Genomic DNA, 15,800 nt, shown 5'->3' with positions numbered 1-15,800 from the left:
CCCGCCGCGAACGGGCCGGCCACGGCCCGGAGTTTTACAGCTTCGGCTTGATCTGGGAGTCGATCGTGTCCTGCATCGTGGAGTTCAGATCGGTGAACACGGAGGTGACGTCCTCGCCGCCGGTGGTGATCTTGTCCAGCGCGGCGCCGATGGTCTGCCCGCCACCGGGCACGAACACGCGGCCGTTATCCTGCTTGGTGGTAAGCGGCAGCTGCTTGACGGCGGTCTCGAAGTTCGGGTTCTTCTGGATGAAGGACTTCTCGGCTGGGAGATCCAGGGCGGAGGTGCGCACCGGCATATAGCCGGTGGCCTGGGTGAAGGTCACGGTGTTCTCAGCATTGGTGAGGAAAGCGGCAAACTTGGCGGCCGCATCCTTGTGCTCAGACTTCTCAAGTACGGCCACGCCGCACCCGCCGGTGGCAACCTTGGGCTCGCCCTCGCCCGTACCGGGCAGGAAGCCGGTGCCCACGTTGAACTTCGCCGCATCCTTCACCGTGCCAAGAGAGCCGGTGGATTCGAGCATGGTGGCGGCCAGGCCGGCGGAGAAGGTGGAGGCGGCGTCAGCGGTGGACTTCATGTAGCCGTTCTTGAACTGATCCTGGAGGTACTGGCCGGCCTTGATGGTCTCTGGTGCGGTCATGTTCATCGTCCAGTCCTTGGAGTAGGAGCCGCCCATGGACCAGAGGATGGACTGGAAGTACCAGTCCAGGTAGTTGGCGCCGCTCGGCACGGACATCGGGGTCACCTTGCTGTCCACGGAGGCCTTCAGCTTCGGAGCGAAATCGTTGTTCCACTCGTCCCACGTGTAGGGGGCGCGGTCGGGCAGGCCGGCGGCCTTGAACATGTCCTTGTTGTAATAGAACAGCTGGGTGGAACGGCCGTAGGGGACCGCGTAGTGGGAGCCGTCGTACCCGTACTCGTCGTAGAGGCTCTGCACGTAATCGGCCTTGTTGCCGTCGTTCTTGTCCAGCAGCTCATCAAGTGGAGCGAGCTGCTTATTGAGAGCGAAATTGAACCAGGTGACATCCGAAACGACGGCGAGGTCCGGCACCTGGCCGCCGGCGAGGGCCGCGTTCAGCTTCTGCTGTACTTCCTCGTAGTTGGAGCCGGCGTCCGTCAGCTTCACCTCAATGTTCGGGTTCTGAGCCTCGAAGTCCTTGATGATCTGATTCTCAATGTCCTTTGACCCACCCGGGTGATTGGTCCAGAAGTCGATGGTGACTTTGCCGCCATCGTCCGAAGCACTGGCGCCGGAGTTGGAGCCGCCACCCATACCGGCGCAAGCGGTGAGGGCCATGCTCGCCGCGGCAAGCAGCGAGACGAACTTGAGCTTCTTCATTTTCTACCTTTCGCGAAAATTGCGGTGTTTCTCGGGGGCCGCCGGCTCCCGAAGTCTGTACGTTGCGTGCCCGTTTTCTGTTGTTTTTGAAACCTGCCGGTCCCGGTGGTTGCGGGGTGTCCGGCGTCGGTGGAACCTATCCCTTGACGGCACCCGAGGTGAGGCCCTTGATCATGTTCTTCTGCAGCAGGGCGAACACGATGACAACGGGGAGAACCGTAAGCACCGTGCCGGCCATGACCGGTCCCCAATCGGTGAGGCCGTCCGAATTCTTCAGGAAGGTGAGGCCGATCTGGAGGGGAGCCGTCCGCTCGTCGTCGGACATCATGAACGGCCAGAGATATTCGTTCCAGTCATTGACGATGGTGATGAGAGCGAAGGCTGAGAGCGTGGGCCAGGACATGGGGAGCACCACGCGGTTGAGTAGCTTGAGTGGCCCGGCCGCGTCCATACGCGCCGCCTCGATGACCTCCTGGGGGAGGGAGAGGAAGTGGTTGCGCATGAGGAATGTGCCAAAGGCCGTGCCGGCCAGCGGCAGAATGATGCCCGCGAACGTGTTGCGCATATTCAATTGGGCAATAAGCGCGTAATTGGAAATAAGGGTCACCTGCTGGGGCACCATGAGCGAGGCGATGACGAAAATAAATACAAAGTTTCGGCCGGGGAAGCGAAGGAGGGAGAGTGCGTAGGCACTCAGCACGCCGATCACAATTTTCACGGTGGAGAGAATGGCCGTGATGATGACCGAATTGCGGAAGTAGGTGAGGAAGGGGATCTTGGTGCCCACTTCTTTGTAGTTGTCCATCGTGAACGGATTTGGCCAGTAGGTGGCCGGCACCTGGTAGATGTCCGGTTGTGTTTTGAAGGAGGCCACCAGAATCCAGAACATAGGGAAGAGGATGACGATGAGCGCAACGGCCATGGCTACGTACCCGAAAATAGTCATCCCCCGGGAATCCCGGATGGAGGGGGCTTCGAGCGCGGTGTGTTTTTTGCTCACTTCTGCTCTCCCTTCTGCATGTAGCGCACCTGCACCAGCGTGATGATGAGAAGAATGATGAACATGATGGTGGCCACCGCGGCGCCATACCCCGCGCGCTGGTTCATGAAGGTTTCCTGGTACACCTGGTAGACCATGGTGCTCGTGCCGTTGCCCTCCGGCCCGCCCTTGGTCATCACGTTGATGATGTCGAACACCTGCATGGAATTGAGCAGCACCGTGATGGAAAGGAAGAACGTGGTGGGGCGCAGTTGGGGAAGAAGCACCCGGGTGAGATGACGCCAGCGGGAGGCGCCATCAATTTCGGCTGCCTCGTCCAGGTCTGTACGCCGGCCCTGCAGCGCCGCCAAATAGATGACGAACGTGTAGCCCAGGTTCTTCCAAATGTAGGTGACGGTCACCATGAACAGCGCCCATTCGGGCACCTGATAGAAATCGGGGGCCACCTTACCGATGCGCGCCATGAGATCGGAGATGAGACCGAAGCTCGGGTCGAATACAAACTGGAAGGCCACGCCGATGGCCGCACCGGAAATGACGTAGGGCATAAACACCACGGCGCGTACAAACGAGCGACCATGGAGCCTGCGGTCCAGTACCAGCGCCAGGCCGAGTCCCAGTAGTAGGGAACCCACCACCGTTGCCACCGTAAAGATGAGCGTGTTCATCACTACCGTGGCCGTGCCCGGGGAGGTAAACCACTCCGCGTAGTTTTTCAGTCCCACCCAGGTATAGGAGGTGGCCGAAATATTCCAGTCCGTGAAGGAGAGGCGAAGATTATCGATCAGAGGCCGGTAGGTAAAAACGATAAGCAGGATGATGTTAGGTATAAGGAATACTGCTGCCAGCCACGCTTCGGATCGATCCGGCCGGTCCGATCGTTTGAAGTAGGTGGACAGCTTTCGCCGCGCGGGCTTCGCACTGTCTTTGATTTCCACGTGGATCGAAAGTACGGAGCCAAGGAAAACGCGATGTGTCGGGATGCTTAAGGAATGGTTACAAAACGGTAACCAGTGGCGTATCCCACGTGTGACAGGGTAAAAACAGTGGTTTTAGTCCCGGTAAGGCGACTTGCGAAAGCGCCCAATCGCCTCACGCTACCCTGCAAGCCTCGCAACGGTCTCCAGAATCGCGGCCACACCGGCGTCGAACACCGTGGGCTCTAGCAGCAGCGACACGGACACGTACCCCGGTGAGGCCATATCAAAGAAGTAACCGGGCTGCACGGTGTAGCCGCGCTCGCGGATGAGCGTGGTGACCAGTGCGTCCTCGTCCACGGTGGCGGGAAAACGAATGAGCGCGTTCCACCCGGCTTCGGGAATGAGTACGGTGGTCAGGCCGGAGGCGTCTGCACTCACGGCCCGCTCGAGTGCGGTGAGATTACGCGCGGTACGGGCGCCCACGGCTTCGAGCCGCTCGGGTACGCCGGCCAGCAACTCGGGAAGACGTTCCACGGTGAGTGAGCTGACGGGAAGGTAGGCGTCGGCGACGACGTCGAGGCGCGCTTTGGCTTCACGTACGTCCGCGTCCGGTCCGGAAACCTCGATCCATCCCACCTTTGCCTGCGGCGCCGCAAGCTTCTTGGAGAGACCGTCGAGGGCAAAGGTGAGCACCTCCGGCCGGCCGGCGAGGCGCTGACCGACTGGCCCGCTTGCGTGGGTGTAACCATTGCCAGAAGCGAAGCGAAAATCGAAAAATACCTCGTCCGCAATGATTGGTATGTTGAAACGGGTGCAGAGGCGGGTGAGCGCCGCAATGTCCTCCGCGTGCAGATAGGAGCCGGTGGGATTATTCGGGCTGATAAGCACCAGCGCCCGCACCCGGTTGGTGGCTCGCAGGATGCGCTCCACCTCAGCCACGTCCACATACCAGGTGCCGTCAAAGTGCAACGGATAGGGGATTTCCTCAACGTTCTCTAGGCCGGCCAGAGTGGACACCAGCGGATAGCCAGGCGTGGGGGAGAGTACGGCGCTGCCCGGATCGCAGAGCAATTTAAATAGCCAGGCGTACCCCTGCGAGGTGGAGGAGAGAAGGTAAAGATTGTCCGGGTCCACTGCGCGGTGCCCGGAGGTGGCGAGAAAATCCGCCAGCAGCCGCCGGGAGGCAAGTGGTCCGCGTGGATCCGAGGCCCACGGATTATTGAGTATCGGCGTGCCTAGACCGTGACGAGTGGGGTTGGAATCGGCCAGGTTAAACGGTGGGTGCCCGCTGGCGGCAGCCTTCCGGGCGGTACGGGCGGGCGCATTCAGAGTGGCGTTGGGGATCCGAGCGGAAAAACGCATGGTTCCACCGTACCGGCCCCGGCACCGGCTGTAATGGTTCAGTCCGCGGTTGCGTTCGCCCTGAGCGCCGTGCTCATGACTGTGGGCCGCGCGAGCATTAGCGTGAGAGTGTTCGGCGCCACTCGGCGCAGGAAAAGCGAGAGGAGAAATCATGGCAGAGCGCGATGTATCCGTTGTTTGGAAGGGCGATCTTGGCGCGGGCAGCGGCACCATCCTGGATTCCCCGTCCGGTTCTCTCAACAACCAGCAGGTGACCTGGGCCTCCCGCACGGGCGAGCCCGCCGGCAATACCAGCCCGGAGGAACTCATCGCGGCGGCTCACGCATCATGCTTCTCCATGGCGCTGGCGGGTGCGCTGGCTGATAACGGCACCCCCTCCACCGCCGTGGAGACCACCGCTACTGTTCACTTCGTGAACGTGGAGGGCGTCCCCACCATCACCAAGTCCGAGCTCACGGCGCGCGTGACCGTTCCGGGGCTCGATGACGCGGCATTCCAGAAGATTGCTGCTGACACAATCAAGGGCTGCCCGGTATCGCGCGCCCTGGCCGGCGTGGAGATTACGCTGGACGCAGCGCTCGCCTAGAGGGGCTAGCTGTCTGGCTGTTGGCGCTAGAGTTCCGAGGCGTTTCGGGGCCGGTGTGGACCGCCTATGGGCCACCTGCTTTGCGGCGGGTGGCCTTTATAATTGGGCGGAAGGAGGAGCAATGCGGCCGAATCCCACGGATCTCAATTCTCTTGCCCAGCGGGCGGCGGATATTCAGCTGGTGGTGGCGGATCTGGATGGCACGCTGCTACTGCCGGACAAGACGCTTCCGGCCGGTTTCGCGGCGCTCATGGAGCGCATGGCCGCGGCGGGCGTCCGTTTCGTGCCGGGCTCGGGCAGGCAGCTCCAAACGCTGGAAGACATGTTTGGCCCCTGGGGCGCGTCCATGCCTATCATCGCGGAAAATGGGGCCAACGTGGGGATTGATGGCACCAGCATTGCCACCACGTTCCTCCCCGCGCGGGTGGCGTACCGGGCCGTGAGCATTCTGCGCACGCTCAATACCCGCGCGGCTCCGGTGGGCATTATCTATTGCGGCGAGGACGCCGCCTATGCGGAACTAAACAATCCGGAATTCGTGAAGGAGAGCCTGGCCTACTATCACGCGAATCGTGTGGTGGATGACCTGCTGGCGCTGCCGGGTGGCGCATTCAAGATAGCGGCCTATGATTTTGCGGACCCGGCCACCCATATTCTGCCGGCGCTGGAGGAACTGCGCGGCCTCGCGGATGTCACCCAGTCCGGCCAGCACTGGGTGGACATTAATCCCCGTGATGCCTCCAAGGGGCGCGCGATCGCCGTCGTGCAGGAGCATTTTGGCATTACGCCCGCGCAAACGGTGGCTTTCGGTGATTTTCACAATGACATCTCGATGTTTTCTCGCGCCGATTTATCGTTTGCGATGGCCAACGCGCATCCCGATGTGCTGGCGGCCGCGCGCTACATAGCCCCCATGAACTCCGAGGCCGGCGTAGTCCGCACCGTCAACGGGCTGCTGGATCTGGCGGGGCGTTAGGGAGATGCCCGTGCCTGCAGTCGGCAAGCTTGCCGCAAACCTGCCCGGATGGCTGCTGAGATGCCCGTGCCTGCGGTCCGCGAACGTGCCGGTCTGTGAACGGACGCGTATGGGCGGCGTCGCCGGGATTACATGATATTTATGTAACGTAAATGGTGGCGCCGCTGCAACCCCGGGCCGGTACATTGGCGGCATGACTATTGAGGACGAGGCGCCGGCACTCTCCGAGGCGCTGACAACTGCCATTTCCAACGTCACCGGGCCAGCGATTGTGCTGGACCGATACGGCCGCATCGCGCTGTCCAACGTGTATGGGCGCGGACTTCTCTTCGACCTATTCGACGAATCAGCGCCCGCGGAGCCGTCGCTCGCGCAGTACGTGTTCGCTGACGAGCGGGCGCGCGGATTCTTCGGTGATTGGGATGCGGTGGCAACGGACATTGCCGCCCTGCTTATCTCCGCGCTTCAGGTTCATCCCGACGACGCCGACCTCACCGCGGTAGTAGACGGCCTCCGGTCCACGGATGAGTTCGAACGTTATTTCGCTGCCGCGGCGGGGACATCTGCGGGCGGTACGTCCGCCTACCAGCATCCGCTGATCGGCGAGGTGTCCGTGCTCCGTGAGGTCATGCTGGACGAGTCCATGGATGCCATGCTCATGATGTGGCACGGTACCGATGCGGACCAGGATTCCCGGCTGGGCTTCGTAGCGAACTGGCAGGCTATCGTCGAAAACGGCCAGCAGGGCGGCTGCGGGTGCGGTGGCTCCTGCGGGTGCGGCGGTGAAGGTGCCGGGCAGGGGGAGGCCGCCTGCGGCTGCGGCGGTGAAGGCGCCGGGCACGACGCCGATGGGGCGTGTGGGTGCGGGGGCTCCTGCAACTGCTAGGACCTGCCGGTGAGCGGTGGGTACGCGGTGCTATGTCCGGCGCGGATACGCGGCCCTGCGGCGGCCCGGCTCCGTTACCCTCGAATGAGGACGAACGGAAGGATAGTTATGGCGCTCATCGATCCGCGCACAAAGTATCCTCGGATTTCTCCCGAGGCCGTTAATCAAGAGGAGCCCGGGCTGGAATCCGGGCTCAACCCCCGCGCAGAACACGGGTTTGACACCTACCGGGGGCACGGGCGGCTGGAGGGCCGGCGTGCGATCGTTACCGGTGGTGATTCCGGTATCGGTTCCGCCGTGGCCGTGGCCTTCGCGCGCGAGGGCGCGGACGTAGCCATCACCTACCAGCCGGAGGAGCAGGAGGATGCGGACCGGGTAGCGGCGCAGGTGACGGCTGCCGGTCGCAAAATTGTGCTCCTCCCCGGCGAACAGAAGGATCCACACTTCATGGCCGCGAGCGTAGACCGCGCAGCGAAGGAGCTGGGCGGACTGGATCTGGTGGTAGCAAACGCCGGCCGCCAGATTACTCATCCATCCATCGTGGATATTTCGGATGAGGATTTTGACCAGACCATGAAACTCAACGTGTACGGCACCTTCTACACCGTGCGCGCGGCCATTCCGCATCTCAAGCCTGGTTCTTCGATCATCATCACCACCTCCATTCAGGCCTATCAGCCCTCGCCGGACATCATCGACTACGCGATGACCAAGGCCGCCGTGAACAACCTGGCCAAGGGACTGGCGCAGCTGCTCGGCCCCGAGGGGATCCGCGTCAATTCCGTGGCGCCGGGGCCCGTGTGGACACCCATGCAGAACTCGCACGGCAAGCCTCTCGATCAGCTCCCCACCTTCGGGCAGTCAGCGCCGCTGGGCCGCTCCGGTCAGCCGGCAGAACTGGCCGGGCCCTACGTGTTCCTGGCCTCTGAGGATGCCTCCTACATCTCGGGCGAAACCCTGAGCGTAACCGGCGGTAAGCTTCTCCCGTAGGGCCACGGGCGGCCGGGAAGGCGACGCCGGCTTGACCGCGCACCAGATCACCTGGTGCGCGGTACATCGGCAAATACCGGGAACCGGCCGGATACCCCTATCATCGCCACCGGCCGTGTGGGTGGCCGGTATCGGGGCACAAATGATGGTTGTTGATGAGTTGATGGAAAACGTCCGGTTCGGGTTCGGAATCAGGGTTGAAACCGAACGTTTCCGTCACTTGAACAGTTTTCCGTCAACTCAGCGACGCCGCGGATGCGAACCGCGCCGGGGCGGCGTCGTTAGACTGAAAGCATGAGCAACGGAATTGCCACCATCATCATCGTGGCGCTGTCAATCGTGTACGCGGCTGTGCTGGTGGAGGTGCTCATGCGGCGTGGCGGGCCGACGGCGCGGACCGCGCGCGCCAAGCGCACCGATCCCGCACCCACGCCATACTGGCAGCAGAGCCTTTTCAGCGTCGGCTCCCTCGTGTACTTCCTGGTGCTCCTGGTACTTGGCATGCAGGTGGGGTGGGCGATCGGCCTCATGCTCGGCGTGCTGGCGGCCGCCTGGATTATCGCTTACATGCTGGGATACCGGAAGTAGACGGTTACTTCCGCCCCAGTTTTTCCTTGAGCTGATAGACGCCCAGCAGCACCAGTAGCCACAGCGGTCCAACTATGACGGCCACCCGATACTGCGGCAGCACCGCCATGAGCACCACGCAGGCGGCAAGCATGATAAGTACCAGCGCGCTGGAGAACTTTCCGCCCGGCATGGGGAACGCCAGCGCATCGGCCTCCTTTGCGGAGAGATGCTGGCGGAACTTCAACTGGGTGATAATCACCATCGTCCAGTTAATAATGCCCGCCACCAGCGCAATAGACATGAGGTAGTTAAACGCAAAATCGGGGAATAGGAACACCACGACCACGGCGATGACCGTGATCGCGGAACTGACCATGACCCCGCGGTAGGGGACCCCTCGAGCGCTCGTACGGCTGAAGAAACGGGGCGCATTACCCTGCTCGGCCAGCGCGTAAAGCATGCGGCCATTTGAATACAAACCCGAGTTATACACGGACAGTGCCGCCGTGAGTACCACGAAGTTGAGAATATGGGCCGCGAACGTGATGCCCACGCCGTCGAAAATCTGTACGAATGGGCTCATATTGCCGTCAATGGACTGCCAGGGAATGACGGCCATAATGATGGCGAGTGAAAGCACGTAGAAGATCAGAATACGTTGGATGACCAGGTGGATTGCGCGCGGAATGGAGCGGTGCGGATCCTGTGCCTCCCCGGCCGTGATGCCGATGAGTTCGATACCGCCGAAGCTGAACATCACCACCACAAAAGAGGTGACCGTGCCGCTCCACCCGTTCGGGAAGAACGCGGTGAGGAAACCGGCGGTGGTCTGCGGGTGCGGCGCCTGGAGGCCCGTGACCAGGACGGCCAGGCCCAGCACGATCATGCCGATAATGGCCACCACTTTAATGAGTGCAAACCAGAATTCGAATTCTCCAAAAGCGCGCACGCTCATGAGGTTGATGGCGGTGATAAATACCAGGCAGAAGGCGGCCGTTAGCCAGGTGGGGACCGAGGGGAACCAATAATTGATATAGATCCCCACCACCGATAATTCGGCCATGGCCACGAAGATGTAATTAAACCAGTAGTTCCATCCGGACACGAATCCGGCGCGTGGTGACCAGTAGCGGTAGGCATATTCGGCGAAGGCGCCGGCCACGGGGTTATATACGCTCATTTCGCCGAGCGCGCGCATGACCAGGTAGATAATGCCGCCACCGCACAGGTACACAAGCAGGATGGCTGGTCCCGCCAGCTGAATGGAATCCGCCGAGCCATAAAACAGGCCGGTGCCGATGGCGCCGCCGAGCGCGATGAGCTGGATATGACGGTTGGCGAGCCCGCGCTTCAGGCCGGCGTCATTGGTGGGACTGGATGACATGACAATGCTTTCTCTCTGAGGGCGAGGATCGAGGGCGGGCTACTAACCTCGTACCGGCTAGGCCGGGGGACTCCTCGTTGGGTCCGCTGGGTTAGCGGCCCCAATGCCATCGCGTACCGGGCACCGGTAGGTGGTGCACGGTGCAGGTGGACGTCATGCCGGTGCCACCATGTGCGCGACGGCCGGCCTGCGGAGTACCGCACGCCGGGGAGTCTGCCGCGCACCGAATTGTCATGCTGCTAACTCTAGCGTGGTTGGCACGTGGCCCCGCAAGTCGAGGGCCGAAGAAAATCTTTTATGCGCGAACCAGCACGGCAACCAAAAAGTCATCACCGGGTGCGCCCAACTGCCACGTACCGAAACGGAACCGTGGGGCCAGGCCGGTGGCAGCGGCGTCGTCGAAGAAATCGGAGAACGCGTAACCGCGGCCGGCACCAAAACCAACCAGTCCCACACCGTTCGGCTTGAGATGGAGCGCGAGGTTGCGCAGCGCTGGACGGCGTTCGGAGCGGGCGAGGAATGTGAACACGTTGCCACTCGAGATCGCCAGGTCAAAAAGGCGCGGATTACCGGACGCATCCGTCAGCGACGCCGTCGCAATGTTGCCTACTATCCACTCGGCTTCGGGCCAATCATGGCGCGCCACGTTCACCAGGTACGGGTCCAGGTCGACGCCGACCACCCGATGCCCGGCCCGCGCAAGGTAGCCGCCTACGCGGCCGGTACCCGAGCCAAGATCCAGGATGTCGGCCTGACGCGGCGCCATGGCATCCGCTAAACGCGCCTCGCCGAAAATGTCGCGCCCGGTAGCCTGAATCTTCACCCACCGTTCCGCGTACCAGCGCGAATGGTTGGGATTAGCGGCCATGGCCTGGAGCCAGCGATTGGTGTCCGGGGTGGCGGTGCTATCAGCCGCATCTCCCCGGCCATGCGGGGTAGGCGTGCCACCGTCCGCCGTCGGAGCGGACTCGCGGTGCGAATTAGAGTGACCTCGCTGGTGCGGTCGGGAGCCACGGCGCGGGTTGGGAGTGAGCGTGAAACGAGAATCCATGCGGCCAGCCTAACCGCGGTGCACATTCTGCTCACGAGTGCGCGCTGTGCCACACATCCGAGGTGGTGGGTGGCACGAATCCTTCGTTCGGAGCCGCATAGGATGCCGTTAACGGCCTCATTTTGCGCCGTTGCGAAGAACGGAGGAACGCTATGACCCGAATCCTCACCACGCATGTGGGGTCCCTGCCGCGATCGCAGGAACTATTGGATGCCAATGCGCAGCATGCCGCCGGCACCATGGATGATGAGCAATTCCATACGGTGCTGGAGCGCGAAGTGGATGCGGTCATGCGGCGCCAACGCTCGCTCGGCCTCAAGCTGATCAATGACGGCGAATACGGCCACATCATGAGGGAGCAGATTAACTTCGGTTCCTGGTGGTGGTATTCGTTCACCCGGCTGGGCGGGCTGACACTGCATCCCTCAGCGGAGGCGCGGGCATTCCACACGAAGTCCGCCACCCGCGTGACGCTGGCTACCTTCGAGGAACGGCGCGATTGGCAGCGTTTCAAGGCCGCCTACGCGGATCCGAACTCCGGCATTCATATCGGCAATCCGGCGGCGGAAGTGGTGCCGGAACCGGTGATTGAAGGGCCTATTACCTACATCGGGGCGGACCAGGTGGAGCAGGACATCACGAATGTGCTGCGCGGCCTCAAGGAGCAGGGTCTAGATCCCTCCTGTGGTTTCATCGCCTCGGTGGCCCCGGGCAGTGCCGCGCGCATCGCCAACGCTTACTACGAGACGGATACGGACGTGGTCATGGCCTGCGCGGACGCCCTCCACGAGGAGTACAAGGCCATCACGGATGCCGGCCTCACCGTCCAGATTGATGATCCCTCCCTCGCGGAATCCTGGGATCAGATCAACCCGGCTCCATCGATCGAGGATTACCGCACCTACATTCAGGTCCGCGTGGACGCCATTAATCGGGCCCTCGAGGGTATTCCACCGGAGCAGGTGCGTCTCCACGTGTGCTGGGGTTCCTGGCACGGTCCCCACACCACGGATCTGCCCTTCCAGGCCATTGTGGACAAGGTGCTGCAGGTGAATGCGGGGATCTATTCATTCGAGGCGGCCGGGGCGCGTCACGAACATGAGTACCGGATTTGGGACGACGTCGAACTGCCGGACGGCAAGCGCATCGCTCCCGGTGTGGTGGCCCACTCGACTAACGTGGTTGAGCACCCAGAACTGGTGGCCCAGCGCATCGAGCGCTTTGCCCGCCGGGTGGGAGCAGAAAACGTTATTGCCTCCACGGACTGCGGGTTGGGTGGCCGCGTGCACCCCGATATTGCCTGGGCGAAGCTGGATGCTCTCGTGCAGGGTGCTCGGATCGCCTCCGAGCGGCTCTAGGGCTGCTGGGCGTTTCGGTTCGGCAGCCTGAGGCTGCCGAACCGGGCATAGTCCTTCGCGTGCCGCGGCACCCGGGCTTAATACGCAAGAGGGTGGAGCGGGTATCCCGCTCCACCCTCCGGCGTCGTTCTAGCTACTACTCATCCTCCACAATCACCACGCGGAGATTACGAGGGCCATGCACGCCGTTGACGCGCACCAGCTCAATATCCGATGTGGCGGATGGACCCGCGATCCACGTGGTGGGCCGCTCCGGGTGCTCGCTGAGGAGCGCCACCGCTTCCGGCACCGTGGCAAACACGGTGGAAGCACGCAGCACCACGATGAGTGTGTCCGGCACTAGCGAGATAGCGCGACGGCCCTGATCAGCCTGGTGATCCAACACGATGGTGCCGGAAAGGGAGATACCGCAGCGAGAGGCCACCAGAACGGCGTCTGTCTCATTGAGCTCCTGATTGGAGAGCGGCGGGTTGTCCTCCTTCACCACGCGGTTATCACGGCCGGCGGCTTCCTTCCACGCCGCTGGAACACCTGCGGCTACCACCACGGACTTCACATCATCCTTGGCCATGTAGTCCGCCACCGCGTCCGGGATACCGGCGGACTGCACGCGCACTACTTCGGCGCTGTAGTCCTCCAGCATCTCCACCATTTCGGCAATGACATCATGCCCGTCACCGTGGAGCCGATAGTTGCGGGGTACCTCCCTGGAGGGGATGGGGCCCACGGCGCGGATCCGATCGAGAATTTCAGTTTTCGCATCCATTGCTTTCAGCCTTTCCTACCTCGACGCCTGACCGGATTCACGCTGCTTCCACCACTCGCGGAAGGAAGTGGCGGGCGGGGCCGGGATATCGCGCACCCGCGTCCACTCCTTTGCAATCGGAAGCGGGATATAGCCGATATGACGCTTCGGTCCGGCCGTCAGCCGCCCGGGCTTCATAAGGGCCTTCTCAAAGCGAGCCATATTCTTACCGGACTTCATGATGGTGGTGGCCGCCTTCATGCCGGTAGACCACACATCCGGCACACCACGGTTCGCCTCGTAGTACTTGTGGCGGAGATGCACCAGGATGGTGGGGATATCGATCTTCACCGGGCAGGCATCCCCGCACGCCCCGCACAGCGAGGAGGCGAAGGGCAGCGTGGCCGCCGGATCGTCGTGAGCCGTGGCACCCAGCAGTTGCGGCGTGAGAATCGCGCCGATCGGCCCGGGATACACAGAGTTGTAGGCGTGGCCGCCGGTGTTCCGGTATACGGGGCAGATGTTCATGCAGGCGCCGCAGCGGATGCACTTGAGTGCCTCGCGCCCGATCGGATCCGAAAGCACGCGGGTACGGCCGTTATCCATGAGGATGATGTGGAACTCCTGCGGGCCATCGCCCTTCGTCACGCCCGTCCAGAAGGACGTGTACGGATTCATGCGCTCGCCGGTGGCGGAACGGGGCAGCAGCTGGGTGAGTACCTCGAGATCCTCGTACTTGGGTACCAGCTTTTCGATACCCATCAGCGTGATGAGCGTGTGCGGGAGGGTGAGGCACATGCGGCCGTTGCCCTCGGATTCGAAGATACCCACCGTGCCGGTTTCGGCTACGCCAACGTTGGCGCCGGATACGGCAACCGTGGCCGAGAGGAAACGCTTACGCAGCTCAGCGCGGGCCGCCATGGTGAGTACGCGCGGATCATCGGAGAGTTTGCCCGGGTTCTCCATGCGCGCCTCAAAAATGGCCTTGACCTCGGAGCGATTGCGGTGAATGGCCGGCACCACGATGTGCGAGGGCATGTCATCGGAAAGCTGCACAATCATTTCCGCCAGGTCCGTCTCACGGCAGGAGATTCCGCGTTCACCCAGGTAGACATTGAGATTCGTTTCCTGGGTGGCCATGGACTTCACCTTGACCACGTTGGTGGCGTTCTTCTCCTTGATAAGGGAGTAAATGATCTGGTTCGCTTCCTCGCCGTCACGCGCCCAGTGCACAATGCCGCCGTGCTTGGTGACGTTGGCTTCGAACTCCTCCAGGAGGTCCACCCAGTTGGCTACCACATTCCGCTTGATCTGGCTCATCGCCTCGCGGAGCTGCTCCCAATCGGGCATTTCGGATACCCGGGTGTCACGCTTGGAGCGAATCTTTCCGGTGGCATAACCCAGGTTGCGGCGCATCTGCGTGTTCTGCAGCGTTTTCTTCGCGCCCTGGGTAAACGATTCTCCCCAGCGGAGCGGATCCTTGGGGAGCGGCACACCCGGTGTCCACCCCAGGTGCTCCTGTGCCTGATCCTCGGCCTGCCAGGAGCCGGTGACACGCTCACGGAACTTGTGGAAGGCATCCGTGGCGTTGTGGGCGATTCGTGTGCCCATCTGCAATACGTTGCTCATTACACACCAGCCTTAGTTGTAGAAGCGGGAGCGGTCCAGGGCTCATCCTCGGTGCCGGCCAGTAGCTCCGCGAGGTGCATGGCGCGAATGCCGGAGCGGGTGCGGGATAGGCCGCCCGCAATGTTCATGAGGCAGGAATAGTCACCCGCCGCCACGATTTCGGCACCCGTGGACTTGATGGCGGCCATCTTGTCCGAGAGCATCGAGGCCGAGGTGGCCCCGTTCTTCACCGAGAAGGTACCGCCAAAGCCGCAGCAGATATTTGCATCGGGGAGCGGCACGTAGTCAATACCGCCGATCTTCTTGAGGAGGCGGATCGGCTTATCCCCCTCGCGGGTGATGCGAAGGGAGTGGCACGTGGTGTGGTAGGTGACGCGGTGCGGGAAGTAGGCGCCCACATCATCCGTCCCCATCACGTCAATGAGGAATTCCGGCAGATCATAGGTTTTGGCGGCGATGCGTTCGGCCTGCTTGGCCAGTGCCATGTGCCCCTCGGATTCGGCCACCATGGCCTGCTGGTGGCGGATGCTGCCCGTGCAGGAGCCGGAGGGCACCACGATCGCGTCCCATTCCCCATCCAGCACGGGTTCAAAGGTTCGAACGTGGTTCTCAATGAGTGGGATTGCCTCCGGATAGAACCCGGTGTTGATATGCATCTGTCCGCAGCATCCCTGGCTTTCTGGGAACACAACTTCGTGTCCCAGCCGCTCCAGGAGGTGCACGGTGGCTTGCGCGGCCTGCGGGAACATGGCGTCCACAACGCAGGTGGCGAATAGCGCAACCTTCACGGCTTGCTCCTTCCTTTGTGCGCCGCGACGGCGGCGCTGCCCGCGCGGGTTTTCCGCTACGAGCCGTTGAAAAAATGCTAAGGGGCGGGTGGCTGCTCCGCCCCTTACGCAACGATTTGTTTACTTAATTCGGGTGGCGACGCCGATGTCGCCGGCTACGGGCGGGACCGCGTATGGGCGGGGCCGCGTACGAACCGGCGAATACGACGGCGTCGG

The 15,800-nt window shown here is 62.4% G+C and carries 15 protein-coding genes; 6 read left to right on the top strand and 9 right to left on the bottom strand.

What is annotated here, in order from left to right; translation table 11 throughout:
* Window positions 1-34: 34 nt before the first annotated feature.
* The 4 genes from EIH27_RS05445 to EIH27_RS05430 all read right to left on the bottom strand — a co-directional run bounded on the left by EIH27_RS05445 (window position 35) and on the right by EIH27_RS05430 (window position 4,621).
* Window positions 35-1,339 (bottom strand): ABC transporter substrate-binding protein, encoded by a 1,305-nt coding sequence (locus EIH27_RS05445; RefSeq protein WP_124039893.1) that lies wholly within the window; start codon window positions 1,337-1,339, stop codon window positions 35-37.
* 136 nt (window positions 1,340-1,475) lie between these two features.
* Complete coding sequence (locus EIH27_RS05440; RefSeq protein WP_206424887.1) at window positions 1,476-2,339, bottom strand: carbohydrate ABC transporter permease; 864 nt, start codon at window positions 2,337-2,339, stop codon at window positions 1,476-1,478.
* Window positions 2,336-3,277, bottom strand: coding sequence for a carbohydrate ABC transporter permease (locus EIH27_RS05435; RefSeq protein ID WP_241152979.1), 942 nt, complete (start codon window positions 3,275-3,277; stop codon window positions 2,336-2,338). Before EIH27_RS05435 ends, EIH27_RS05440 begins: the two co-directional genes overlap by 4 nt.
* 159 nt (window positions 3,278-3,436) lie before the next feature.
* On the bottom strand, window positions 3,437-4,621 hold the full coding sequence (locus tag EIH27_RS05430) for a pyridoxal phosphate-dependent aminotransferase (RefSeq protein WP_124039892.1): 1,185 nt from the start codon (window positions 4,619-4,621) through the stop codon (window positions 3,437-3,439).
* A gap of 151 nt (window positions 4,622-4,772) precedes the next feature.
* Between EIH27_RS05430 and EIH27_RS05425 the strand changes: the two genes are divergently transcribed.
* The 5 genes from EIH27_RS05425 (at window position 4,773) to EIH27_RS05405 (ending at window position 8,647) form a co-directional block, all read left to right on the top strand.
* Window positions 4,773-5,207: an OsmC family peroxiredoxin gene (locus tag EIH27_RS05425; protein WP_124039891.1), complete on the top strand. Its 435-nt coding sequence runs from the start codon at window positions 4,773-4,775 to the stop codon at window positions 5,205-5,207.
* A 121-nt stretch (window positions 5,208-5,328) separates the two neighbouring features.
* A complete protein-coding gene (locus tag EIH27_RS05420) occupies window positions 5,329-6,183 on the top strand; it encodes an HAD family hydrolase (RefSeq protein WP_124039890.1) in 855 nt (284 codons plus the stop codon).
* Between the two features lie 193 nt (window positions 6,184-6,376).
* Window positions 6,377-7,069, top strand: a complete 693-nt coding sequence (locus EIH27_RS05415) for an MmyB family transcriptional regulator (RefSeq protein WP_124039889.1) — start codon at window positions 6,377-6,379, stop codon at window positions 7,067-7,069.
* 108 nt (window positions 7,070-7,177) lie between these two features.
* Window positions 7,178-8,059, top strand: coding sequence for an SDR family oxidoreductase (locus EIH27_RS05410; RefSeq protein WP_124039888.1), 882 nt, complete (start codon window positions 7,178-7,180; stop codon window positions 8,057-8,059).
* Between the two features lie 294 nt (window positions 8,060-8,353).
* Window positions 8,354-8,647 carry a hypothetical protein gene (locus EIH27_RS05405; RefSeq protein ID WP_124039887.1) on the top strand — a complete coding sequence of 98 codons (294 nt, stop codon included), beginning with the start codon at window positions 8,354-8,356 and terminating at the stop codon, window positions 8,645-8,647.
* Window positions 8,648-8,651: 4 nt separating this feature from the next.
* Here the strand turns inward: EIH27_RS05405 and EIH27_RS05400 are convergent, their stop codons facing one another.
* A complete protein-coding gene (locus EIH27_RS05400; RefSeq protein WP_124039886.1) occupies window positions 8,652-10,013 on the bottom strand; it encodes an amino acid permease in 1,362 nt (453 codons plus the stop codon).
* 295 nt (window positions 10,014-10,308) lie between these two features.
* On the bottom strand, window positions 10,309-11,064 hold the full coding sequence (locus EIH27_RS05395) for a class I SAM-dependent methyltransferase (protein WP_206424886.1): 756 nt from the start codon (window positions 11,062-11,064) through the stop codon (window positions 10,309-10,311).
* Window positions 11,065-11,216: 152 nt separating this feature from the next.
* Between EIH27_RS05395 and EIH27_RS05390 the strand changes: the two genes are divergently transcribed.
* Window positions 11,217-12,422, top strand: a complete 1,206-nt coding sequence (locus EIH27_RS05390) for a cobalamin-independent methionine synthase II family protein (protein WP_124039885.1) — start codon at window positions 11,217-11,219, stop codon at window positions 12,420-12,422.
* Window positions 12,423-12,558: 136 nt separating this feature from the next.
* Here EIH27_RS05390 and EIH27_RS05385 read toward each other — a convergent pair whose 3' ends face one another.
* Genes EIH27_RS05385 through EIH27_RS05375 form a run of 3 tightly spaced genes read right to left on the bottom strand, consistent with a single transcriptional unit; the run spans window position 12,559 to window position 15,584 of the window.
* Complete coding sequence (locus EIH27_RS05385) at window positions 12,559-13,188, bottom strand: LutC/YkgG family protein (RefSeq protein ID WP_124039884.1); 630 nt, start codon at window positions 13,186-13,188, stop codon at window positions 12,559-12,561.
* A 15-nt stretch (window positions 13,189-13,203) separates the two neighbouring features.
* On the bottom strand, window positions 13,204-14,796 hold the full coding sequence (locus EIH27_RS05380) for a LutB/LldF family L-lactate oxidation iron-sulfur protein (protein WP_241152978.1): 1,593 nt from the start codon (window positions 14,794-14,796) through the stop codon (window positions 13,204-13,206).
* Complete coding sequence (locus tag EIH27_RS05375) at window positions 14,796-15,584, bottom strand: (Fe-S)-binding protein (RefSeq protein WP_124039883.1); 789 nt, start codon at window positions 15,582-15,584, stop codon at window positions 14,796-14,798. The genes EIH27_RS05380 and EIH27_RS05375 overlap by 1 nt, the downstream gene beginning before the upstream one ends.
* Window positions 15,585-15,800: the final 216 nt, after the last annotated feature.

Source organism: Neoactinobaculum massilliense (genome assembly GCF_900604955.1).
In the GTDB taxonomy this organism is placed as follows: Bacteria; Actinomycetota; Actinomycetes; order Actinomycetales; family Actinomycetaceae; genus Neoactinobaculum; species Neoactinobaculum massilliense.
This window is presented reverse-complemented; position numbering and strand designations above follow the sequence as displayed.